This is a genomic window from Rhizobium sp. NXC24 (assembly GCF_002944315.1).
Classification (GTDB): Bacteria; Pseudomonadota; Alphaproteobacteria; order Rhizobiales; family Rhizobiaceae; genus Rhizobium.
In genome coordinates this window covers 1107768-1127978 of sequence record NZ_CP024311.1, presented here as the reverse complement: position 1 = coordinate 1127978, position 20211 = coordinate 1107768, and the positions used below count along the sequence as shown (strand labels likewise).

Annotated in this window: 26 protein-coding genes; 9 read left to right on the top strand and 17 right to left on the bottom strand. The window is 58.5% G+C overall.

From position 1 onward, the window contains the following. The first annotated feature begins 69 nt into the window (after nucleotides 1–69). Nucleotides 70–1026 carry a homocysteine S-methyltransferase family protein gene (locus NXC24_RS05640; RefSeq protein ID WP_104822412.1) on the top strand — a complete coding sequence of 319 codons (957 nt, stop codon included), beginning with the start codon at nucleotides 70–72 and terminating at the stop codon, nucleotides 1024–1026. A gap of 47 nt (nucleotides 1027–1073) precedes the next feature. Here NXC24_RS05640 and NXC24_RS05635 read toward each other — a convergent pair whose 3' ends face one another. Together NXC24_RS05635 and NXC24_RS05630 are read right to left on the bottom strand one after the other, a co-directional pair. Then, entirely contained in the window at nucleotides 1074–1388 is a 315-nt protein-coding gene (locus NXC24_RS05635; protein ID WP_104822411.1) for a type II toxin-antitoxin system RelE/ParE family toxin, read from the bottom strand. A gap of 3 nt (nucleotides 1389–1391) precedes the next feature. Further along, nucleotides 1392–1652, bottom strand: coding sequence for a ribbon-helix-helix domain-containing protein (locus NXC24_RS05630; RefSeq protein ID WP_104822410.1), 261 nt, complete (start codon nucleotides 1650–1652; stop codon nucleotides 1392–1394). Nucleotides 1653–1747: 95 nt separating this feature from the next. On the opposite strand from NXC24_RS05630, the gene NXC24_RS05625 reads away from it, so the two are divergent. Together NXC24_RS05625 and NXC24_RS05620 are read left to right on the top strand one after the other, a co-directional pair. Then, a complete protein-coding gene (locus NXC24_RS05625) occupies nucleotides 1748–3256 on the top strand; it encodes a protein adenylyltransferase SelO (protein ID WP_104822409.1) in 1509 nt (502 codons plus the stop codon). Between the two features lie 72 nt (nucleotides 3257–3328). After that, on the top strand, nucleotides 3329–3853 hold the full coding sequence (locus NXC24_RS05620; RefSeq protein ID WP_104822408.1) for a hypothetical protein: 525 nt from the start codon (nucleotides 3329–3331) through the stop codon (nucleotides 3851–3853). A 90-nt stretch (nucleotides 3854–3943) separates the two neighbouring features. On the opposite strand, the gene bla is transcribed toward NXC24_RS05620, so the two are convergent. From bla to dmeR, 3 genes are all read right to left on the bottom strand, one after another. Beyond that, a complete protein-coding gene (gene bla, locus NXC24_RS05615) occupies nucleotides 3944–4969 on the bottom strand; it encodes a class A beta-lactamase (protein WP_104822407.1) in 1026 nt (341 codons plus the stop codon). Nucleotides 4970–5054: 85 nt separating this feature from the next. Further along, nucleotides 5055–6026 carry a CDF family Co(II)/Ni(II) efflux transporter DmeF gene (gene dmeF, locus NXC24_RS05610; protein ID WP_104822406.1) on the bottom strand — a complete coding sequence of 324 codons (972 nt, stop codon included), beginning with the start codon at nucleotides 6024–6026 and terminating at the stop codon, nucleotides 5055–5057. Between the two features lie 37 nt (nucleotides 6027–6063). Continuing rightward, entirely contained in the window at nucleotides 6064–6336 is a 273-nt protein-coding gene (dmeR, locus tag NXC24_RS05605) for a Ni(II)/Co(II)-sensing transcriptional repressor DmeR (RefSeq protein WP_104822405.1), read from the bottom strand. 375 nt (nucleotides 6337–6711) lie between these two features. Between dmeR and NXC24_RS05600 the strand changes: the two genes are divergently transcribed. Further along, nucleotides 6712–7200 (top strand): GNAT family N-acetyltransferase, encoded by a 489-nt coding sequence (locus NXC24_RS05600; protein WP_104822404.1) that lies wholly within the window; start codon nucleotides 6712–6714, stop codon nucleotides 7198–7200. Between the two features lie 37 nt (nucleotides 7201–7237). On the opposite strand, the gene NXC24_RS05595 is transcribed toward NXC24_RS05600, so the two are convergent. Next, complete coding sequence (locus NXC24_RS05595) at nucleotides 7238–7855, bottom strand: C39 family peptidase (RefSeq protein WP_104825025.1); 618 nt, start codon at nucleotides 7853–7855, stop codon at nucleotides 7238–7240. Nucleotides 7856–8229: 374 nt separating this feature from the next. Between NXC24_RS05595 and NXC24_RS05590 the strand changes: the two genes are divergently transcribed. Further along, nucleotides 8230–9693, top strand: coding sequence for an AAA family ATPase (locus NXC24_RS05590; RefSeq protein ID WP_158704427.1), 1464 nt, complete (start codon nucleotides 8230–8232; stop codon nucleotides 9691–9693). Nucleotides 9694–9743: 50 nt separating this feature from the next. Here the strand turns inward: NXC24_RS05590 and NXC24_RS05585 are convergent, their stop codons facing one another. The 3 genes from NXC24_RS05585 to NXC24_RS05575 form a co-directional block, all read right to left on the bottom strand. After that, the gene (locus NXC24_RS05585; RefSeq protein ID WP_104822402.1) at nucleotides 9744–10658 is read right to left on the bottom strand and encodes a cytochrome c; all 915 of its coding nucleotides are present in this window, start codon (nucleotides 10656–10658) and stop codon (nucleotides 9744–9746) included. 109 nt (nucleotides 10659–10767) lie between these two features. Continuing rightward, nucleotides 10768–11211 carry a cytochrome c gene (locus NXC24_RS05580; protein WP_104822401.1) on the bottom strand — a complete coding sequence of 148 codons (444 nt, stop codon included), beginning with the start codon at nucleotides 11209–11211 and terminating at the stop codon, nucleotides 10768–10770. A gap of 158 nt (nucleotides 11212–11369) precedes the next feature. Beyond that, nucleotides 11370–12005 (bottom strand): LysE family translocator, encoded by a 636-nt coding sequence (locus tag NXC24_RS05575; RefSeq protein WP_104822400.1) that lies wholly within the window; start codon nucleotides 12003–12005, stop codon nucleotides 11370–11372. A gap of 127 nt (nucleotides 12006–12132) precedes the next feature. On the opposite strand from NXC24_RS05575, the gene NXC24_RS05570 reads away from it, so the two are divergent. Then, nucleotides 12133–12834: a YafY family protein gene (locus NXC24_RS05570; RefSeq protein ID WP_104822399.1), complete on the top strand. Its 702-nt coding sequence runs from the start codon at nucleotides 12133–12135 to the stop codon at nucleotides 12832–12834. A 137-nt stretch (nucleotides 12835–12971) separates the two neighbouring features. Here NXC24_RS05570 and NXC24_RS05565 read toward each other — a convergent pair whose 3' ends face one another. The 3 genes from NXC24_RS05565 to NXC24_RS05555 all read right to left on the bottom strand — a co-directional run bounded on the left by NXC24_RS05565 (nucleotide 12972) and on the right by NXC24_RS05555 (nucleotide 15131). Then, nucleotides 12972–13478 carry an anthrone oxygenase family protein gene (locus tag NXC24_RS05565; RefSeq protein ID WP_104822398.1) on the bottom strand — a complete coding sequence of 169 codons (507 nt, stop codon included), beginning with the start codon at nucleotides 13476–13478 and terminating at the stop codon, nucleotides 12972–12974. 92 nt (nucleotides 13479–13570) lie between these two features. Continuing rightward, entirely contained in the window at nucleotides 13571–14416 is an 846-nt protein-coding gene (locus NXC24_RS05560) for a metallophosphoesterase (RefSeq protein ID WP_104822397.1), read from the bottom strand. 112 nt (nucleotides 14417–14528) lie between these two features. Continuing rightward, the gene (locus NXC24_RS05555; protein WP_104822396.1) at nucleotides 14529–15131 is read right to left on the bottom strand and encodes a superoxide dismutase; all 603 of its coding nucleotides are present in this window, start codon (nucleotides 15129–15131) and stop codon (nucleotides 14529–14531) included. Between the two features lie 256 nt (nucleotides 15132–15387). Between NXC24_RS05555 and NXC24_RS05550 the strand changes: the two genes are divergently transcribed. Further along, nucleotides 15388–16038, top strand: coding sequence for an aspartate/glutamate racemase family protein (locus tag NXC24_RS05550; protein WP_104825024.1), 651 nt, complete (start codon nucleotides 15388–15390; stop codon nucleotides 16036–16038). Between the two features lie 166 nt (nucleotides 16039–16204). After that, nucleotides 16205–16711, top strand: coding sequence for a hypothetical protein (locus NXC24_RS05545; RefSeq protein WP_104822395.1), 507 nt, complete (start codon nucleotides 16205–16207; stop codon nucleotides 16709–16711). A gap of 41 nt (nucleotides 16712–16752) precedes the next feature. Here the strand turns inward: NXC24_RS05545 and NXC24_RS05540 are convergent, their stop codons facing one another. After that, nucleotides 16753–17097, bottom strand: a complete 345-nt coding sequence (locus tag NXC24_RS05540) for a nuclear transport factor 2 family protein (protein WP_104822394.1) — start codon at nucleotides 17095–17097, stop codon at nucleotides 16753–16755. Then, the gene (locus NXC24_RS35030; RefSeq protein WP_158704426.1) at nucleotides 17084–17386 is read right to left on the bottom strand and encodes a hypothetical protein; all 303 of its coding nucleotides are present in this window, start codon (nucleotides 17384–17386) and stop codon (nucleotides 17084–17086) included. The genes NXC24_RS05540 and NXC24_RS35030 overlap by 14 nt, the downstream gene beginning before the upstream one ends. 56 nt (nucleotides 17387–17442) lie before the next feature. Here NXC24_RS35030 and NXC24_RS05530 point away from each other — a divergent pair, with 56 nt between their 5' ends. Beyond that, nucleotides 17443–18684: an MFS transporter gene (locus NXC24_RS05530; protein WP_104822393.1), complete on the top strand. Its 1242-nt coding sequence runs from the start codon at nucleotides 17443–17445 to the stop codon at nucleotides 18682–18684. On the opposite strand, the gene NXC24_RS05525 is transcribed toward NXC24_RS05530, so the two are convergent. The 3 genes from NXC24_RS05525 to NXC24_RS05520 form a co-directional block, all read right to left on the bottom strand. Further along, a complete protein-coding gene (locus tag NXC24_RS05525) occupies nucleotides 18681–18932 on the bottom strand; it encodes a DUF1488 domain-containing protein (RefSeq protein WP_104822392.1) in 252 nt (83 codons plus the stop codon). The two genes, NXC24_RS05530 and NXC24_RS05525, sit on opposite strands and share 4 nt — an antisense overlap. 71 nt (nucleotides 18933–19003) lie before the next feature. After that, nucleotides 19004–19126 (bottom strand): hypothetical protein, encoded by a 123-nt coding sequence (locus NXC24_RS36160; protein ID WP_260303411.1) that lies wholly within the window; start codon nucleotides 19124–19126, stop codon nucleotides 19004–19006. Nucleotides 19127–19294: 168 nt separating this feature from the next. Next, nucleotides 19295–20182, bottom strand: coding sequence for a branched-chain amino acid aminotransferase (locus NXC24_RS05520; protein WP_104825023.1), 888 nt, complete (start codon nucleotides 20180–20182; stop codon nucleotides 19295–19297). Nucleotides 20183–20211: the final 29 nt, after the last annotated feature.

The following is a 20211-nucleotide window of genomic DNA, read 5'->3' as shown; positions in this document are numbered from 1 at the left end:
CGATAAGAGAAAATCGCCACCACTGCGATGCCAACGAACGGCTGGGGATATCAACGGGTGGAGATCACAATGGCCAAATATCGAAACGATCTGCCGCAACAGAAAGGCGGTATATTCCTGACAGATGGTGGCATGGAAACGGTGTTGATCTTTCATGAGGGCGTCGAGCTGCCGCAATTCGCTTCCTTTGTCCTTCTGGCAACACCGGAGGGACGGGAGAAAATCAAGGATTACTATCGACGCTATCTCGACATCGCCAGTCGTCGCGGCACCGGCTTCGTGCTTGAAACCGCCACATGGCGGGCCAACGCCGATTGGGGCGAGAAGCTCGGCTATGATGCCCAAGCGTTGAAAGCGGTGAATGAGGATGCGGTGACGCTGCTTTGCGAGCTGCGTGCGGAGTATGAGCGTCCTGCGGCCCCAATCACTATTAGCGGAAACATCGGCCCTCGCGGCGACGGCTACAAGGCGGGCAGGATGAATGCGGCGGAAGCCGAGGATTATCACACGCCGCAGATCGCGAGCTTCGCCGGCACCGAGGCCGACATGGTGACCGCACTCACGATCAATACCATCAATGAGGCGATCGGTATTGCTCGCGCCGCCGAGGCGCAAGGCATGCCATGCGCTATCTCGTTCACGGTCGAGACTGACGGCAGGCTTGCGACCGGAAGAACGATACAGGAAGCGATCGAAAGTACCGATGCTGCAACCGGCTGCGCACCCGCCTACTACATGATCAATTGCGCCCATCCGAGCCATTTTGAAAACACGCTTGACGAGGATAGCGCTTGGGTCAAACGCATCTGGGGGCTACGCGCCAACGCCTCGATGATGAGCCATGCCGAACTCGACGAGAGCGAGACGCTGGATGACGGCGACCCTGCCGATCTCGGCCGTCGCTATCGGCAGCTTACCCGCCGCATGCCGCAGTTGCGTGTGCTCGGCGGCTGCTGCGGTACCGACCATCGCCACGTTGCGGCAATCTGCGAAGCCTGCCTGCCGCGAACGGCAGCGAGCGCTTGAGGTGACGGAGAAAAGAAGCAGCGTGGCGAGACTGCAAAATCGCGAATCTACTGTTGTGATCGCAACAGAGTTTCGTAGTCCTGCCCACCGGCAATTATGTTCGTGATACGCACTCGATCGCCCTCGGCGATATAGAGAATCACGACGCTTCGTTCAAAAACGGCCATGCGAATGCCAGGTCCCAGATCGTCTCGCGCGACCCCGCCGAAGGGAGCATCGCCAATCTTTTCGCAGCGCCTGTAGATGCGATTGAGGTATCCTTCGCTCGTCTTGATATTCTGGCTTTGCTCCAACACGTAAGCGGCGATGTCGAGAAGGTTTTCAACAGCTTCCGGACGGTATTCGACCGTAAATCGCTCCATAGGTTAGCGGCGTTTGTCAAAAAAGGCATCAAGACGCTGCTTGACTTCGTGTCCACTCAAATTCGATCTCGGATCATCCAAGGATGCCTCGACCCTGTGGCGGATCGCCGCGATCCGTTGTTGATATTCCTCCTCTTCCCGCAACCACACCCGAACAGCAGCACGCAGCACCTCGCTCGTTGAGGCGTAAACTCCGGCGTCGACACGGCTTTTTATGGCGGCAACCATCTCACTGGGAAGCGAGATGCTCAATTTCTCGTTCATAGCGAACTCCTCACGTTCAGTGGGATAAAGTAGGATAATCTCCTACTTTGGGCAAGCGCCTTGCACCGTACCCTCCCCAGCCCTACCTTAGATGCATGAGCTCATCTCTTCACGACAATGCAGTGCTCGAAGCGCGGCCGATACCGTTCGACAATAGCTATGCGCGTCTCCCGCCGCAGTTTTTTGCGAACCAGGCGCCGACGCCGGTGGCGGCGCCGCGGCTGGTCAAGTTCAATAGGGCATTGGCCGGCGATCTCGGGTTGGACGCCGATGTACTGGAACGGGATGGGGCGGCGATCTTTTCCGGGAATAAGCTCCTGCCGGGTTCCGAGCCGATTGCGATGGCCTATGCCGGCCACCAGTTCGGCGGCTTCGTGCCGCAGCTCGGGGATGGCCGGGCAATCCTGCTTGGCGAAGTCATCAATCGTAGCGGCAGACGCCGCGATATCCAGCTCAAGGGCGCCGGACCGACGCTCTTTTCGCGGCGTGGTGACGGCCGGGCAGCGGTCGGGCCGGTCTTGCGCGAATATATCGTCAGCGAAGCCATGCATGCCCTTGGCATTCCGACGACACGGGCGCTGGCGGCGGTTACCACCGGCGAGCGCGTCTATCGTGAGAAAGTACTGCCCGGTGCGATTTTCACCCGGGTTGCGGCAAGCCATATCCGTGTCGGCACATTCCAGTTTTTCGCCGCCCGCGGCGATACGGACAGCCTGCGTATCCTCGCCGATTATGTCATCGACCGACATTATCCGGAGATCAAGGACAGAGAAAATCGCTATCTGGCGCTATTGGAGGCCGTTTCCGAACGACAGGCGGCCTTGATCGCGCGCTGGCTGCATGTCGGCTTCATCCATGGCGTGATGAATACCGACAATATGACCATCTCCGGCGAGACGATCGACTATGGTCCCTGCGCCTTCATGGACAGTTATAATTCGGCAATGGTCTTTTCTTCGATCGATCACCAGGGCCGTTATGCCTATGCCAACCAGCCCGCGATCGGCCAATGGAATATCGCTCGGCTCGGTGAAACCCTACTGTCGTTGATCGATCCGTCGCTGGACGCAGCGGTCGACCTGGCAAATGCAGTGCTCAAAGCCTACGGCGAACGCTTCCAGGCCCCTTGGCTTGCCGGCATGCGCGCCAAGATCGGCCTTGCAGCCGAGGAAGACGACGATCTCGATCTGATCCAGGCGCTGCTAACGCTGATGCAACAGCAGGAAGCGGATTTCACGTTGACGTTCCGCCGACTTGGCGCGCTGGCCGATAGCGCGGACAACGAAACGGCCTTTGCCGCCGGTTTCAAGGATCCGGAAGCTACCAAGCCGTGGCTGACGCTCTGGCGCGAACGGTTGAGCCGCGATCCGCAAGCACCGGCCGAGCGAGCACGGGCGATGCGGAGCGTGAACCCGGCATTCATTCCACGCAACCATCGAATCGAACAGGCGATCGAAGCCGCGGTCGAGGATGAGGATTTTTCATTGTTCGAAGCGCTGCTGACGGTGCTTGCAAAGCCCTATGAGGACCAGCCGGCCTTCGCGCCCTATGCCGAACCGCCGCAGCCGGCGGAGCGGGTGCTGCAGACTTTCTGCGGAACGTAAGGGAGCCTTAGCACACAAGCCCCGGACATGTTTGCGGAGGCATCGTCGCGTCAACCACAGGGAGACATGACGATGAAAGTTCATCATAGCACCCAGAGCATTTTCAGCAGCCCGATCAAGAGCCGGCAGGATACGGATACTGACGACAGCACGCCATTCATGCTGCCCGACGACAGCGACCAGCAGCAGACGCAGGCGCCTTCGATCACGTCCAGCGGCGTCCCCTCCTCCATCTCCTCCGGCTTCTGGCTCGGCCAGACTGGACAGACGGCCCCATCGACATCAGATGCCGACGCCGATGAGAGCGACAGCGCGGCTCCCAGCATCAATGGTTCGGATTCGTCTAGCGATACGTCCAGCCAGGATATTCTGGACGAATTTACCAAGTGGGCGCACATGACCCCTGCGGAAAAAATCCGCGCCCAATATCTGGAAAAACACAATCTGACGGAAGATTCTCTCAAGCAACTGCCACCCGATGAGCAGAAGGCAATCAACGATCAGATCGCCGCTGAAATCAAAAAGAAGCTCGGCGGCGATAATCAGGCCGACGACAGCGATGAAACGGATAGCGCCGCTGCCTTATCCGTCGCTTGAGCTTCCTCGAAACGACATCAAGGCGATACGATCCTGATTCACATCGAGATCGTATCGCCTTGATTTTATTGCCCACATTTCAAGACGCTACTATTTTAGCCCTACCATGCCCGCGATGATCTTTCCGACTTCGGCGAAGACGGCCTCGATGTCCTTTGCGGGGGCGGTTGCCTCGCCGACATAGGTGGTGACGAGGATGGGGCCGCGGTCGGTAGGCCAGATCACGGCGACGTCGGCGTAGGAGCCGTTCTGACCCGTGCCGGTCTTGTCGCCCACCTTCCATTCCTTCGGCAAGCCGGCACGCAGGCGGGCATTGCCGGTGGTGTTGTTGGCCAGCCAGTTTGTCAACTGGTCGCGCGAAGTTTCGGACAGCGTATTGCCGAGCGTCAGGAGGCCGATCGTATCCAGCATGGAATCTGGCGTCGTTGTGTCGCGCGGATCGTCCTTGATCGCCTGGTTGACGTCGGGCTCCTTGCGGTCGAGGCGGGTTTCGGTGTCGCCGGTCGTGCGCAGCCATGCGGTCAGCGCCGCCGGACCACCGAAGCTGTCCAGCAGCAGATTGCCGGCGGTGTTGTCGCTCAGCGTGATCGCCGCGCCGCAGAGTTCGGCGATCGTCATGCCATCGGTGCCGGCGTGCTTTTCTGTCTCCGGCGAATAGGTAACGACAACATCCTTGCCATAAGTGACACGACGATCGAGCTTCTCTACGCCCTGATCGACGCGCGCGAGCACGAAACCGACCGCAAGCGCCTTATAGGTGCTGCACAATGCAAACCGCTCGGCTTCGCGATAGCCGAGCGAAATATTGGTTTCCGTATCCAGCACGGAAACACCAAGACGACCGCCCGTCTTCTTTTCCAGATCCGCCAACTGCTTGTCGGCATCATCCGTGAACTGAGAATTATCGGGACCCTGGTCGTCTTCCATGTCCTGACCGCTGTCGGGTGCCGCGGAATTCTCCTGAGTATCGGATGCATCGGGCGCGGGAGCTGTCGCGTCGGGGCTCTTGTTGGCGCTGGTATTCTGCGCAAAGAGGGTTTCGGGGCCAAATGTCAGGGCGGGGAAAAGCAGCGCCGAGCCTGCCAAAAGGCGGCGGCGGGTAAGCGATGTGGACATGCGGAAGCCTCCAGCGGAATCAGCCGAATTCTGAGCTAAGCGAGGAATATGGCAACCCTCTGACAGGGCCAGTTTCCCTCAGGGCTTATGCTGCTTTTTTGACCACGACTTCAACGGTGACATGCGACAGTTCGTGAATATCGGCCAGCCGTGCCTTGTAGAAGGCAGGATCGCGCGGCTCCGGCGTTACAACAGCGACGATCGCCGCATGGTGGCCGGGTCCGACCTGCCAGACATGCAGATCGGTAATGCGGTCATCGCCCGTTTCAATGAGCACCCGGATCTCATCCGGCAGGTTCTCGCCCTGCGGAATGAAGTCGAGCAGAATTGAACCCGAGGCACGCGCTAGGCTCAAGGACCACTGCAGGATCACCAGGCCGCCGACGATGCCCATCAAGGGATCGAGAAAGGTCCAGCCGAAACGGCTGCCGAGCAGAAGGGCGATGATGGCCAAAACCGAGGTCATGGCGTCGGCAATGACGTGGACATAGGCCGAGCGCAGATTGTTGTCCTTGCCGTGATTATGACCGTGATGATGGTCATGATCATGGTGGTGATGATGATCATGTCCATGCGCATGGGAGTGCCCATGATGGTGGTCGTGGTCGTCGCGCAGCAGCCAGGCGCTGACGAGATTGACGAGGAGGCCGACAACGGCAATGGCGATCGCCTCGCGAAAATTGATTGCCACCGGATTCTGCAATCGCAGCAGGCTTTCCCAAGCCATCAAGAGCGCGATCATGGCGAGGATGATGGCGCTGGCGAAGCCGGCGAGATCGCCGAGCTTTCCGGTGCCGAAGGTGAAGCGAGAATTATGGGCATGGCGACGGGCATAGAGATAGGCCAGTGCCGAAATCAGCATGGCGCTGGCATGCGTCGACATGTGCCAGCCATCGGCAACCAGCGCCATCGAGCCGTACAACGTCCCGGCGGCGATTTCGACCACCATCATCACTGTCGTCAGCGCAATGACCAGCCAGACGCGGCGCTCGTTGCGACGGTGAGCGGAGCCCAGAAACACATGGCTATGCGTCAACGCATCCGAAGAAGTACTCATGACATCAGTCTCCCGTTGGATATCCCAAAGACTCTGATCAGCGCAGATAGGTCTTCAGCACATCGGATATTTCATCGACCGCCTGACGGCGGGCCGGCTCGCTTTCGGCTTCGAGCACGTGCTCCCGCAAATGATCTTCCAATATCTCGCCGGTCAGTCCTGTCAGGGCGCCGCGGATGGACGCGAGAAGCTGCAAGACCTCCCCGCAGGGCCGCTCAGCCTCCAACGCCCGCTCCACCGCCTCCATCTGCCCCTTGAGGCGGCGGACGCGGGAAAGAAGCTTGGCTTGCTCACGGACAGTATGGGACATGTCGGCCTCATCTATAATATAGGGGGGTATACTATAATTCCCACTGGAAGAAAACCCACCCTTAGCGATGCGCGGGGTGCGATAGACTGACGCGTACGATCTTAATGCCAACGAGCCGAACCCCCGGAGCATTGCCGCCGCGCCTTGTCCGATCGTGCCTGCGGGAAGGAGCGTTAACTCTCCCCATTGACAAATCCGCCATTCCAGATCATCTATGCGCCCATGATCACGCACGCGCTCCACAATCGCTCGTATTTTTGGCTGTACCTGTAAGGGGCGGCCGGGACAGATCATATTGTCAACAAGCCGCCGTCAGGCGGCTTTGTTGTATCGGCAGCGTCCTGACGGCATATTCGAAAAAGGACGCAAGACCTCATGCTGGACGATAGCGAAATTTCACTTCTCCGCCCGCCTGTCATCACCATCCGCAGCGCGCATCCGCGCGATTTGCCGGAGTTGAACGACATGATCCGGCTGCTCGCCGCTCATCATGGCGATCCCTCCGCCGCGACGCCGGAACAGCTCGAACGAGATCTCTTCGGCCCCGTGCCGTGGATTACCGCGCTGGTGGCGGAAGGTGAAACCGGGCTGATCGGCTACGCCATCCTCGTGCCGCTCTACCGGGCGCAAGAAGGCCAGCGCGGCATGGACCTGCACCATCTCTTCGTACGTGACGGCCATCGCGGCCATGGCATCGGTCAGCATCTCGTCGACCGCGCTCGCGAGATCGCCCGCAAGGCCGGCTGCGGCTACCTCTCCGTCAGTGCCTCGACCGGCAATGTCCAGGCACATCGCTTCTATGAACAAATGGATTTCAAGCCGCGCCCGGTCACCGGCATGCGCTATCTGCAGGCGCTTGCATGAGACAAATTATGCCGGGATCGCCAGAGATCTTCCGTCTTTAGAGATCGATGACGATCCCTCGTCCGGCGAAGAACTGGTCGAATATCGCCAGGGGCAATTCGACATTTTCGCGCGTCGCAGGCTCATGCCCGGAGGGATTGTGAAAGCGGATCGCGTCTGAGTTGACCGCCGTCACCAGGACAAGATGTCCGCCCTTCGACGGCGGCTCGGTGTCCGGCCAGCGAATGGAGTGGTGGACGGAGGCGATGAAGAATTCGGATTGGGTCAGAATATCGCCGATATCTGCGACGGGAATTCCGGTGACGACCCTCGCGTTCAGGCCGAACCGATCTTTGACGAAGGGCACGAACGGCGCATAGATCAGCCCTTTGATCTTGCCATCCGGTTCTTCGACATAGCCGCCATAGTCTCGGCATCCCATGGCCAGATCCACGGTCGGCATGATTTCGCCCGTACGCGCGGCAAGAATCATTTTCAGGCAGGCCATGCCACACAGATTGCCGGCCCAGCGGGCATAATCCTCGACATCCCGCGCCCCCGAACCTGCCCAAAGCGGGTCCTTTAGCAGCGCGGCTCGTGCTCCTTCCGCTAGCACCGCCGTGGTCATATCAGGCGTCTCCCACTGGCTGAAATAAGGAATTCTGCGCTCTGCCATTCCGCCCATGATCACCCGCCTCTGCTCTGCAACCGAAATTGGTTGCGCTATAAACTTCAACCAAAATGTGCTAGAAAAAAGACCTGCCCTCTGGATCTCAGCCGAGGATACGTCTTGGAGCAGCGGTTCACTTTTGACGGGGTGGGCTTCCCCTCGCGTTCCGTCGCGAGGCCCTCTGAGATCGTTGTGCGCATAACTGCGAAGGATAAGAAATTGAATCCCGACATCAGATAAAAATTGCAATATCAGGGGTAAGCTATTGACGCAGCACGTCCAATGCTCAAATTTACAACTACCACACTGCTATAAAAGTAATTTCAAACCTGTATTTGCACATCATCTCACATGGTCATCTGAACATCATGAACTCTGCAATGGATGCGTTAGCGGCTTGGAACGAACTTACCCGCACAATTAACCAGTTTAGGCTTGAGACACCGGCACTGGCGCAAGATACCAACTTGCAAGACTTCGATAAGTCAATGCAGCTTTCTGCACTCGCATTTTTGCTATTAATTTGCTCTGCGGAAAAATACACTATAAGCGACGCCGAAACGGCAATAATTAATACAATTCTTGGCGAAACTTATTCAAGTACACACCACAACAACCTCTTATATAACGCGAAAAGCCGAGATTTTCTACATAACTCGGCCATTTCGATCTTCACCTGCATGATGCAGATCGCTGCAAATTGGCAGCTTAGCCAAACCGGCGATTATATTGCAGCCAACGATCTCGTCATTCCGACGGTGGAAAAGATGGCATACGCGCTTTTCCTTGCAGACAACGCGATAAAACAGCAAGAGCTCGATGAGCTTTCCAAGCTTACTGGGCCGCTTCGGAATGTCGCTCAAGACTTGGATGCCGAACTAAAAGCCAAGAGAGCCGCTTTAGAGGCAAAGCCCGACGTTAATACCCACGCGGCTTCAAATGTGTCCGCAAACGGCACCGCGAATAAATCGATTGGAACCAGCGCTGCGGACAATTTGGAAGGATGCCTGCAAGAGCTAAATGCCCTCGTAGGCCTCCAAAACGTCAAGCTCGAAATCGAAAGCCTCGTCAATCTGGCAAAGATAATATCGCTTCGCCGGGAGAAAAATCTGCCAGTGCCAAATGTCATGTTCCACTTGGTATTCACCGGCAATCCAGGAACCGGGAAAACAACCGTTGCACGCTTGATTTCGCAAATCTATCGGCATCTTGGGCTGGTATCCAAGGGTCATCTAGTCGAAGTTGACCGGTCCGGGCTCGTTGCCGGTTTTGTTGGCCAAACCGCAGCGAGAGCGCGCAACGTTGTCGATAACGCGACGGGTGGGATTCTGTTCATTGATGAAGCCTATGCCCTTAAGAGTCGCTCCGAAAATGATTATGGGCAGGAAGCTATCGAGACGATCTTAAAATTGATGGAGGACAGACGCGATGATCTTGTTGTGATTGTCGCGGGATACACCGACAAGATGGCCGAGTTTTTGGATGCAAATCCGGGTCTCAGATCACGGTTTCCAAGAGTTATCGAGTTTTCCGACTATACTGCCGAGGAAATGCTCGAAATATTTCTGCGCGCGGCCCGAAAAGATCACTACGAAATCAGCGCCGATGCTAAAGCGCTGATACTTGAGGCATTTCAGGCTCGCAGCAATTCAAAGCCTGCTTCATTCGCAAACGGTCGCGAAGCTAGAAATCTGTTCGAGCGGGTGATCATGATGCAGGCCAACAGGATTGCCACTTCAATACAGATCACGGAAATAGAACTTATCACGGTTGACCGCCGTGACGTCGAACTGGCACTTACCTCACCAGCAAAGGAATTGAACGCGTTTGCAGATGCGGGCTGATTGGCAGCGTCTACACTACTCTCCCGTCTCTTCAGTTCGGACGGCAAGTCTCACCGCGCCGGCACCGCCTTCAGATAGGCGGCGATCGCCTCGCGGTCCGAGGCCGGCAGGCGGGCGATGTTTTGCTGGACTTCGGCCATCGAGCCGCCGACACTATCGAAATCGGGGGTGAAGCCGGTCTCCAGGTAGTTGGCGATATCGCCGGCGCTCCAGCCGCCCATGGATTTCGAACCGGGGGTGATGTCGGGGATGCGGCCCTTGCCTTCCGGGTTCGGGGCGCCGGCGAGCCACTGGTCCCTCAGAAAGCCGCCAAGCCCATCGCGCGGTGTGTGGCACTCGCCACAATGGCCGGAGCCTTCTACCAGATATTGGCCGCGCTTGATCTTGTCGTCGGCATTGGCGATGACAACGCGGGGCTGATCGTTGAAATAGAGGAACTTCCAGCCACCAAGCGCCAGCCTGATGTTGAAGGCGAACGGCAGTTCATGCGGCGGCGCGACGTTGTTGCTCTTCGGTAGTGTCTTCAAGAAACCCCAGAGGTCGTTGATGTCCTTGTCGCTCATACGCGTATAGGAGCCGTAGGGGAAAGCCGGATAGAGATGTTCGCCGTTTTTCCCGACGCCGCGCTTCATGGCGTTGCCGAACTCCGCAAGCGTCCAACTGCCAAGGCCGGCCTTTTCATCCGGTGAGATATTGGGGACATGAAACGTGCCGAAGGGACTCTTCAGCGCCAGCCCACCCGACAGAACCAGTTTGGCATCGCCCTGCGCACCCGGCGCGGCATGACAGCTCGTACAGCCGCCTGCCCAGAACACCTGTTCGCCATTCTTGATATCGGGATCGCCCAAATTCGCCCAATGGCTGGCCGGCAAGGGCGACGGCGCGGTGACGACATAGAAAGCGCCGAAGCCGAAGATGACAACGCCGATCAGACAGAGCAGCCACCGGACAAATCGCGCAACCATGCCTCGCACTCCCCCGCATTCAGCGTGCACCGAAAAATACTAAAATCCGCATCGGCAGCAAAGCCGATGCGGATGCTTGAATTGATTTCGGGCTATGCCGACCTACCGCTCAGTCCTTCTTGATGCGGTAGGCCTGATGACAGGCGCCGCAATCGCCGCCCAAGGTCTTCAGCGTGGCACCGACGCCAGCCTGATCGGCCGGGAGCTGGGCAAGCGCGGTCTCGGCGTTGCTGGAGAGCTTGTTAGCCTTGGCCTTGAAGTCACTGAAGTTATCCCAGATCTTCGGATTGACCTCGGCATCGGTCTTGTCGCTGTTCGGGCCAAAATGGTCAGGGAAAGCCTTGGCGTTCTCGGCGATCGTCATCAGCGCGGCCTTGACGACCTCGGCGTCGTAGGGCTTGTCGCCCTTGGCGATGGCGCCGAGAGCGCCGGCAGCACCGCCGACCTTCTTCATCACGGCTATACGGGAATCATGCGTGCCATCGGCCGCAACGACGGAACCAAAGGCGACGCCGGCTAAAACCGTCGCAGCCACAATTGCTTTCCATTTCATACATCTCTCCTACGTGATCAGGACCGCAAATGCGGCCGGCGCGTTGTCACGGCCCACATGTTTGCCGGTTTCCGCGCCGGCAATGAAGTCACAAAGTGGTGAGAGCTGAGCAAAATCAGCGTCATATTTCAGACATATACCAGATTTCGCGCCGGAAATCACGTCGCCCTCCATCCCTCCCAGACGGTGAAGACGGAAACTGCGAAAAGGAGCAGGCCGGCGACGCGGCCGGCAAAGGCGGTCGCCTGGGGATTGGCGACCAGCAGATCACGGCTGCGTCCGGCAGTGACCGCGAGCCCGCCATAGACGGCAAACTGCGTGACAATGGTCATCAGCCCCATGATGGTCGCTTGTACCCAGATCGGGCCGTAATCCGGTTTCAGAAACTGCGGATAGACGGCGAACACGAAGAGGTAGGCCTTGGGATTCATCATGCAGGTCACCGCTCCCTGACGAAAGGCCCGCCAGGTGGAGCGGCTGCCGGCTGGTCCGTCGTGGCCGACCGTGATCGAGCTGCGCATCAACGTGATGCCGATAAAGGCCATGTAGGCGGCGCCGGCAACGAGCAGCGGATTGAAGAGGATCGGTACGAAATGCATCAGTAGGCCGACGCCAAGCGCGCCGTTCAGCGAATGCACTACGCCGCCGAGCATGATGCCGCCGGTGGCGGCCAATCCTCTGTTGCGGCCGCCGGTCAGCGCATTGGCGAGTACGAAGAGCATATCCATGCCCGGCACGATGATGATGCCGAAGAGGAGGAGAAAGAAGAGCCAGAGATTTTCACTGTAATCCATGTCAGTTGCCCATTGTTTCCTGCGAGTGCGCCGCAGAGGAACCTGTTGATTTTCAAGCTAATAGGAAGTTTTATAGATCAACCCAACTGACAGGGTGTTGTCAGGAGCCTTCAATCGCGAGGGTGAAATGCGCAAGGCGTCGCGCCTGTTCGAGATCATCCAGATCCTGCGGCTGGCGAAAAAGCCGGTGACGGCGGCTGTCATTGCCGAGCGGCTGGAGGTGACGGTGCGCTCCGTCTATCGCGATATCGTGGCGCTGCAGGCTATGCGCGTTCCAATCGAGGGCGGGCGCGGCATCGGCTATATCTTGCGCCCCGGCTTCGACCTGCCGCCGCTGATGTTTTCGATCGAGGAGATGGAGGCGATCGTGCTGTCGCTGGCGCTCTTGGAGCGCACCGGAGACAATGAGCTCAAGCTCGCGGCCAAGCGCGTCAGCGCCAAGATCGCAGGCGCGGTGCCGCCGCCGCTGCGTCAGACACTCGATGCCAATGCGTTGCATGCCTGGGGCTTTGCTGCCCCCTCGGCCGCTGCCATCGACCTCGCGCTGGTGCGCCGCGCCATTCGCGACGAGGAGAAACTCGATCTCTCCTACCGCGACGAATTGGGCCGCGCCACCGAGCGCACCATCCGTCCCATCGCCCTCATCTATTATTCCGAAACCGCCAATATCGTCGCCTGGTGCGAGCTGCGCCAGGCCATCCGCAATTTCCGCAGCGACCGGATCGAAGGCTGCGAGGCGACCGGACTGTGGTTTAAGGGCGAAGGCGATGGATTGCGACAGACCTGGGTGAATGGGTGGCAGATCAACACCTCAGCCGCAGCCGGCTGAGGTGTTCAGAGATGCTGAGGTGCGGTCGGGTCTTAGACGACCATGCCGCCAGAAACTTCGATGCGCTGGCGACGGCGCCCTTCATTATCGCATATGCTACGGCGGAGATGCGGATGGCAGCGGAATAGGGACAGGCGCTAGAGGGCAACCGCGGTCACCAACAGAATAAAAGCGAGCAATCCCAAGGCAGCGCGCGCGGCATGCGACCATTCCCAGCGGTCGCGCAGCATGGTCCAGTCCGGTTTGGTGGTCGTTTCGAGCCGATGGCCGCCAAATGGATCGTGGGAGAAGAAACCGGCCCCCAGCCCTTTCAGCTCGGCATCCTTGAGCCAGAAATTGTTGACCGGCTGCGTCAGCAACCAAAAGACGGCGTGCATGACGACCATCGCGGCAAAGGCGGCAGCGAACAACCAGAAGGCCAACGTGTTGGCTGGCGTCAGGAACAGGAGAAGCAGAAGCAAAAGAGCGCCGATCGGCTCGGTAACACCGCCGATCGTAAAGCCGGGATAATAAATGCGCTGAACCGTCAGATAGTCTTCCTTGGACAGCCGCATCTTGCCCGGCAGTTCCAACAAATGCGCCAATGCCAGCGCCATGGCGACTGCGACGACTAAGATTGTCAGAATTTGCAATGTCGGAAACATCGGCCCGCCTCAAAGCAGCTTCGGTTCCTAAACTTCTATCGGTGCGGATCGTTCCCTACAGGTTCAAAGGTGCCGAAGGTCATTTAGGCGCCCTACAGTGCCAACACCCTGTTCTCCTCACGTCCGAATCCTTCAATTTCCAGCCGGTCCTCGTAAACCGAGACGACCGCATAGGCACTACTGTCCTCGGTATCGACCATGCCTTTGAAATTGATGAAATAGGTGCCGTCGACAAAGCCGAAATTGCCTTCATGATTATGGCCGCTGAGGTAGGCGACGACATGATCATGTTCGGCGAGCAGCGCCAGCATACGGTCGCTGTCGAGCGCGTTATGCGAATTTTCCGGGAAAATCGGGTAGTGGTTCATGATGACCACCTTCTCGCCTGCGGCTTTCGCCTTGAGTAGTTTGGCGGCGAGCCAGGCATGTTGTGTATCGCTGATGGCGGCATTCCAGCGCTGCGAATTCGGCGCGCCGGCCTCATGCAATGCCTTCATCAGGCCCTTAGCCTCCGCCCGGCGTGGATCGCCCTCCGGCGAGGCGAAAAGGCTGATTTCATTGCCATCAAGCACGATAAAACGATAACCGCCGTGAGCGAAGTCATAATAGGCAGACGGCATGCCGACACGGGCTGCGACTTCCGTCAAATGCTCCGGCGCGACGGCAAAGTCATGATTGCCGAGCAGAAAATGCCGCGCGTGCCGCAAGGTCTGGTAGACGGGCAAAACCGCGTCGAAACTCTCCCAGCGGCCGTCGATGATATCACCGAGAGTGACGACGAAGGCGAGATCGTGCCGGTTGAATTCCGCAATCGCCTCTTTCAGCTTGGCGAGGCTCTTCGCCGGGTAGCGATCAAGTGCAAGGTTGGGCTCTAAGGCGGCATATTGCGGATCGGCAACGACACCGAAACGAAAGAGTGGAGCGGTGGGAGACGGCATGCGGCCTCGCTGAGAAAGTAGCCGACAGTAACGAGACGCTTGTCAGCGGCAGATACGAAAACACCCGACGCTATGCAGCGCCGGGTGTGAAAGCAAGCCGAGACGGCAAAGCTTATTTCGTGGCGGCTTCGTAGCGTTCCAGGACGTAGTCCCAGTTGATCAGGCTATCGATGAAGGCCTCGAGGTATTTCGGACGCAGATTGCGGTAGTCGATGTAGTAGGAGTGTTCCCATACGTCGACGCCGAGGATCGGCGTGGCGCCATGAACGAGCGGGTTTTCGCCGTTCGGGGTCTTGGAGATTTCGAGCTTGCCGTTCTTGACGGAAACCCAGGCCCAGCCGGAGCCGAACTGGGTGGCGCCGGCAGCGGCGAAATCGGCCTTGAACTTGTCGTAGCCACCGAGATCGGAAGCGAAGGCTGCTTCGAGCTTGCCCGGAAGCTTGTTGCCGCCGCCGCCCTTCTTCATCCACTTCCAGAAATGGATGTGGTTGTAGTGCTGGGCAGCATTGTTGAAGAGACCGGCATTGGTGCCGAAGGACTTCTTCACGACCTCTTCGAGAGAGAGATCGGAAAGACCCGCTTCAGCCGCCAGCTTGTTGCCATTGTCGACATAGGCCTTGTGGTGTTTGTCGTGGTGAAACTCGAGGGTTTCACGCGACATGAAGGGGGAAAGCGCTTCGTAATCATAGGGAAGTTCAGGCAATTCGAAAGCCATGGTCTTATCTCCTCTTGGCAAAAAATTGCGTCGGCAGGTGATCGGGAACATAGGAGGGGACGGTGTGAAGGGCAACCGGCGACATGCCAAAAAATCATGAGGTCGAGGAAAATTTACCCTTGTTTGCGCTGCTATTTTTGCCGCTCCTGGCATGGCAACGCCGATGGCGAAAAAAGCGATCAAATCAAGCCATGGTGAAGCGCAAGCGGAGCCGTTAGGATTTCCCGTCATATCACTCGATTTTCAAAGATTGCCCATGCTCATCGCCTGCCTGCACACCGCCGAAAGCAACATCGCCATCTACGACGAGGCGGCAAAGGAACTTGGCCTACCGGCCGGCGCTCTTCGACACCATGTTCGCGCCGATCTTCTCTTTGCCGCCGAACGGGCGGGCGGACTGACGCCGGAGATCGAGGCGGAAACGGCTGCGGTCCTGCAGCAGCTTGCACAGGACGCTGATGCCGTCGTGCTCAACTGCTCTACCCTCGGCCCTGCGGCACTGCTAGCGGCAAACACGTCGACGGTGCCCATTGTCAGAGCCGATGGCGCGCTCGCGGAAAATGCGGTGAAATCCGGCGGCAAAGTCGCGGTCCTCTGCACCACCGAGACGACCATCGCTCCAACCACCCGCCTCTTCGAAGAGGCAGCGAGAACGACAGGCGCTGAGATTGATCTCCGCCTGATCAAGGGCGCATGGGCGCTATTCCGGGCCGGTGAACAGGACGCTTATCTGACAGGGATCGCCGATGCAGCGGCCGCGGCCTATCGTGAAGGGGCGAAGACGGTGGTCTTCGCGCAGGCATCTATGACCGGTGCGGCGGCACTGTTGGGTAACGAATATGCGCGGCCTATGACCGGTCCGACCGTAGCACTGGAGGCGGCTATGACGGGAATTGCCGTAAGCTAAACATGACAGCGTCCGAACTTGCGGTTCAACATCGGGTGAACAGCCATTGACAGCCTACCAACTAGTAGGTTAAGCATTCGGTCATCTGAGGGCGAAGCTTATAAAAGCGTCCGTAGCTTGCCTCTAAAAACTACCTACTAGTCGATATACAAAAAGGAAATCTACCATGTCCGCTCCTCTTTCCTTGCTCGGCGAACTTCATACCGTCATCAGCTTCGTACCGATCGTTGCAGGGCTCTACAGCTTTGCCAGGCATGGCGGCATCAAGCCTGAGATGCGGTCGGGACAGATCTATCTCGGTGGATTGGCGCTGTCGGTGGTGACCTCCTTCGGACTCTCATCCACAGGCGGGTTCAATCCGGGGCACGCGCTCGGCATCATGGCTCTGCTGGTGGCATCAGTAGCAATTTTGGTGGGAAGAGTGAGCTTTCTCGGTCGGCTGCGAGCTTATCTGAAGGCGTTCGGCCTGTCCTTCACCTATTTCCTGCTCTGGGTTCCCGGCATCAACGAAACACTCTCCCGGCTGCCGCCGTCGCATCCGATCGGCAACGGTCCGGATTCGCCGCCAGTGCAGATGGCTTTGCTCATCTGGCTGATCCTGTTTGCCGCCGGCAGCCTCCTGCAAGCCTGGACGATCCATCGCGGTCATGCGCTATCTCGGGCGAGAGCGTAAGCTGAGTGAAGGGCCGGCTTTTTGAGCTGGCCCGCTATTTCCTAGACATCGCGTCCAAAGTAGACGTTCACCTCTGCGATCCTGTCGCCGGTAAAGCGGATCATCTCCACATTGCGAAAGCTGCCTCCGTCCATCTTTTCGGCGCGATAACCGACGATCACCTCGTCGCGGTCCGGCACGAGATGTTCGATATGAATGGCGCGGAAGACCTTCTCCTTCGGCCAGCAATGTTTAAAATATTGGTCGCGGTCGATGTGATCGTCGCGCGGGCTGGAAAAGGTAAAATCGCTTGTCAGCATCGGGCGGACGACATCGGGATGTTGGGCGACATAGGCGGCATAGAGCCGCCGCACCGTGTCGCAACGGGCATTATCAAGAGTGCTCATGGCGCATCTCCTCTCTCTGGCGGCCGTTTCGGATATCGAGTTGGTCGCCAGCAATCCGATTGCAAAATGCAATCAGTTTTATATCATGAGATGACAGAACCGACAAGGCGCTTTGCGGACTTGGCATAGCCAGCGGCGTGGTCCAGACTATCGTCATAATCGACATCAACAGGAAGCCGTCGCCATGTCGGAGGCTCGTCAAATATTGGAAAAATTGCTCCGCCTTGCGGGGAAGTACCGGCTCGGTCGTTCCGATCTCTTCAGCCGCGGCGACCTGCTTGCCGGGCATATCCTCGCGGCCGGCCGCCGGGAATTATTTTATGCGTTGAATGCAAAGGCCAAGAAATGACTGCTGAGACACGATGGGAAGCGGCCGCGCCGGCCGAGCCGGAAACCGCTTATTGGATGCGGAATCTGATCATCTGCCTCATCGGCTCCTTTACCACCATCGTGGCGATGACACTGCTGCTTCCCTTCCTGCCGCTCTATGTCGAGGAGCTTGGCGTCACCGACAAGGCGGCGATCGTGCAATGGTCCGGCATCGCCTATGGCGCCACCTTCTTTGCCGCCGCCTTCGTCGCGCCTCTCTGGGGTCGGCTCGGCGATATCTATGGCCGCAAGCTGATGTTGGTGCGCGCGAGCCTCGGCATGACGGTGGCGATCTCTCTGATGGGAATGGCGGGCAGCGTCTGGCAGTTGGTGGCGCTGCGCCTGTTTACCGGGTTGGCTGGCGGCTACGCCTCCGGATCGATGGTGCTGGTGGCGACCCAGACGCCGAAAAATCGCTCGGCCTGGGCGCTCGGCGTATTGTCTTCCGGGATCATGGCCGGCAATCTGGTCGGACCGCTGATCGGCGGCGCCCTGCCACCCATCATCGGCATTCGCGGCACCTTCCTGCTGGCGGGCGGCGTGATCTTTTTCACCTTTCTCGCGACCACCTTCCTGATCCGGGAAGAGAAATCGCCAGCGCGAAAGAAGGCAGCGAAGGCAAGTGGCGGCTGGGCTTCCATATCAGACAAACGGCCAGCCATCGCCATGTTGTCGATCGGCCTGCTGCTGATGCTCGCCAATATGTCGATCGAGCCGATCATTACCGTCTATGTCGCCCAGTTCGTCGAGGGCGCTCACGTCACGATGATTTCGGGCGTGGTCATGGCTGCGGCCGCACTTGGCAGTATCCTGTCCGCCTCATGGCTCGGCAAGCTTGCAGATCGCATCGGCCATTGGACTGTGATCATGGCAGCTCTCGCGGTCGCGGCACTGCTGTTGATCCCGCAGGCTTTCGTGACCTCAGCCTGGCAATTGATTGCGCTGCGCTTTCTGATGGGCATCGCGCTTGGCGGGCTGCTGCCTTGCATCACCGCCGTCATCCGCCACAATGTTCCGGACGCGGCGGCCGGCAGCATTCTTGGCCTCTCGATCTCCTCGCAGTATGTCGGTCAGGTGGTCGGCCCTGTTTTGGGCGGCTTCGTCGGCGGCCATATCGGCATGCGCGCCGTGTTTCTCGGCACCTGCGTGCTGCTGGCGATCGGCGCGATCTATTGCTGGTGGGTCAGCCCGAAGAAAGAGCCGAAAGAAATTCGTTAGCGGAAATCATTCGCGGTCAGGATGTATAGGCGTCGGCTACCATAGCCATAGGCCCTTTTGGCGACCTTCTGGATCGCGTCGCGTTCGGCGTCGAAGGCGGCAAGGTAACCTGCTTCGGTATTGGCGTCCGGAAAGACATCCGCTTCGACGAGAAACGGAACCTCAAACATGCCGTCGTATCCGCTAAACCGGATACGACGCGCCGAGGCATCATAACTGCGGCTGCGGTTCGGAAAGCTCAGACTCATCGCCGACCTCCTCTGAAACAAAGCGTCCCCGACGGTCCCGTAGGAACCGGCGGCTTCAATCGCTCCTGACGTCACCAAGTGAACCCGAACAACATTGAATAGATGACGAACCCGGTGGCGGCGATAACACAGAGCTGCAAAAACAGCCTGTAATAGTCGAAGAGATAGACAGAAGGGGGAAGAGATATTTTCATGGCGGCCTCCTCAATAGCTTTGCCGGCCCACCTCATTTTACCACAAATGCTATCTTCACACCGCCCAATTTAACTATGTCCGACCGCAGATGAAATCGACTCCGGAGCGCGCGAGCGCTTCCAACGTTTCGCGCGGCACATTACCCTTCCCTATCTAAGAGAAGGGTTTCACTCTTCGCTGGCGCTGCGCCCGTAAGCCCAGTCCATGTAAAGTTCCAGCGCCTTGCGGGCGATCGGACCCTGCTGGAATTCGCGGTCGTCGAGACGGTTGACCGAAACCACCTTGGAATAGTTGCCGGTGGTAAAGATCTCGTCGGCTGCCATGAATTGCTCAACCGAGAGCGTCTCCTCCCGCACGTCAAACCCTGCCTGGCGCAACAGGCCCATGACACGGGCGCGGGTGATGCCAGCGAGGAAGGTGCGGTTGGCGACCGGCGTGTAGATGATGCCGTCCTTCACCATGAAAACGTTGGACGAGGCAGTCTCGACGACATTACCGTTCATGTCGCGCACCAGCGCATTGTCGAAGCCGCGCTTCTTCGCTTCCACGATCATGCGGCCGCTGTTCGGATAAAGCGAGCCGGCCTTGGCGTCGGTCATGGCGGTTTCCGGCGACGGGCGGCGGAAGGGCGAGACAGTCAACGTCACGCCGCCATGGCCGCCCAGCGGCGCTTCGAACAGGCAAAGCGCGAAACAGGTCGATTCTGCATCGACGGCGACGACACTTCCCGCCGAGCCGTGTTCACCCCAATACATCGGCTTGATGTAGATCGGCGTCTTGCCGTCGAACTTCTCCACGCCTTCCCAGGCGAGCGCTTCGATTTCCTCAGCGGACTTGAGCGGCTTCAGGCCCATGGCGAGCGCGGAGCGGTTGACGCGCTGGCAGTGGAGGTCGAGATCGGGCGCGATACCGTCGAACCAGCGGGCGCCGTCGAACACGGTCGAGCCCAGCCACATGGCGTGCGATGTCGGGCCGATCAGCGGCGGGTTACCGGTGAGCCATTCTCCATCGACATAGGTCCAGGTTGTGGTGCGGGGGGATGTATCGACGGCCATGATGATTTCCTCCTGAAAGCGGCAAGAAG

Bases quoted from the DNA above. Each gene is read 5' to 3' on its own strand.
- NXC24_RS05640 (WP_104822412.1), top strand. From the start codon at position 70: ATGGCCAAATATCGAAACGATCTGCCGCAACAGAAAGGCGGTATATTC.
- NXC24_RS05635 (WP_104822411.1), bottom strand. From the start codon at position 1,388: ATGGAGCGATTTACGGTCGAATACCGTCCGGAAGCTGTTGAAAACCTT.
- NXC24_RS05630 (WP_104822410.1), bottom strand. From the start codon at position 1,652: ATGAACGAGAAATTGAGCATCTCGCTTCCCAGTGAGATGGTTGCCGCC.
- NXC24_RS05625 (WP_104822409.1), top strand. From the start codon at position 1,748: ATGAGCTCATCTCTTCACGACAATGCAGTGCTCGAAGCGCGGCCGATA.
- NXC24_RS05620 (WP_104822408.1), top strand. From the start codon at position 3,329: ATGAAAGTTCATCATAGCACCCAGAGCATTTTCAGCAGCCCGATCAAG.
- bla (WP_104822407.1), bottom strand. From the start codon at position 4,969: ATGTCCACATCGCTTACCCGCCGCCGCCTTTTGGCAGGCTCGGCGCTG.
- dmeF (WP_104822406.1), bottom strand. From the start codon at position 6,026: ATGAGTACTTCTTCGGATGCGTTGACGCATAGCCATGTGTTTCTGGGC.
- dmeR (WP_104822405.1), bottom strand. From the start codon at position 6,336: ATGTCCCATACTGTCCGTGAGCAAGCCAAGCTTCTTTCCCGCGTCCGC.
- NXC24_RS05600 (WP_104822404.1), top strand. From the start codon at position 6,712: ATGCTGGACGATAGCGAAATTTCACTTCTCCGCCCGCCTGTCATCACC.
- NXC24_RS05595 (WP_104825025.1), bottom strand. From the start codon at position 7,855: ATGGCAGAGCGCAGAATTCCTTATTTCAGCCAGTGGGAGACGCCTGAT.
- NXC24_RS05590 (WP_158704427.1), top strand. From the start codon at position 8,230: ATGGATGCGTTAGCGGCTTGGAACGAACTTACCCGCACAATTAACCAG.
- NXC24_RS05585 (WP_104822402.1), bottom strand. From the start codon at position 10,658: ATGGTTGCGCGATTTGTCCGGTGGCTGCTCTGTCTGATCGGCGTTGTC.
- NXC24_RS05580 (WP_104822401.1), bottom strand. From the start codon at position 11,211: ATGAAATGGAAAGCAATTGTGGCTGCGACGGTTTTAGCCGGCGTCGCC.
- NXC24_RS05575 (WP_104822400.1), bottom strand. From the start codon at position 12,005: ATGGATTACAGTGAAAATCTCTGGCTCTTCTTTCTCCTCCTCTTCGGC.
- NXC24_RS05570 (WP_104822399.1), top strand. From the start codon at position 12,133: ATGCGCAAGGCGTCGCGCCTGTTCGAGATCATCCAGATCCTGCGGCTG.
- NXC24_RS05565 (WP_104822398.1), bottom strand. From the start codon at position 13,478: ATGTTTCCGACATTGCAAATTCTGACAATCTTAGTCGTCGCAGTCGCC.
- NXC24_RS05560 (WP_104822397.1), bottom strand. From the start codon at position 14,416: ATGCCGTCTCCCACCGCTCCACTCTTTCGTTTCGGTGTCGTTGCCGAT.
- NXC24_RS05555 (WP_104822396.1), bottom strand. From the start codon at position 15,131: ATGGCTTTCGAATTGCCTGAACTTCCCTATGATTACGAAGCGCTTTCC.
- NXC24_RS05550 (WP_104825024.1), top strand. From the start codon at position 15,388: ATGCTCATCGCCTGCCTGCACACCGCCGAAAGCAACATCGCCATCTAC.
- NXC24_RS05545 (WP_104822395.1), top strand. From the start codon at position 16,205: ATGTCCGCTCCTCTTTCCTTGCTCGGCGAACTTCATACCGTCATCAGC.
- NXC24_RS05540 (WP_104822394.1), bottom strand. From the start codon at position 17,097: ATGAGCACTCTTGATAATGCCCGTTGCGACACGGTGCGGCGGCTCTAT.
- NXC24_RS35030 (WP_158704426.1), bottom strand. From the start codon at position 17,386: ATGCCCGGCAAGCAGGTCGCCGCGGCTGAAGAGATCGGAACGACCGAG.
- NXC24_RS05530 (WP_104822393.1), top strand. From the start codon at position 17,443: ATGACTGCTGAGACACGATGGGAAGCGGCCGCGCCGGCCGAGCCGGAA.
- NXC24_RS05525 (WP_104822392.1), bottom strand. From the start codon at position 18,932: ATGAGTCTGAGCTTTCCGAACCGCAGCCGCAGTTATGATGCCTCGGCG.
- NXC24_RS36160 (WP_260303411.1), bottom strand. From the start codon at position 19,126: ATGAAAATATCTCTTCCCCCTTCTGTCTATCTCTTCGACTATTACAGG.
- NXC24_RS05520 (WP_104825023.1), bottom strand. From the start codon at position 20,182: ATGGCCGTCGATACATCCCCCCGCACCACAACCTGGACCTATGTCGAT.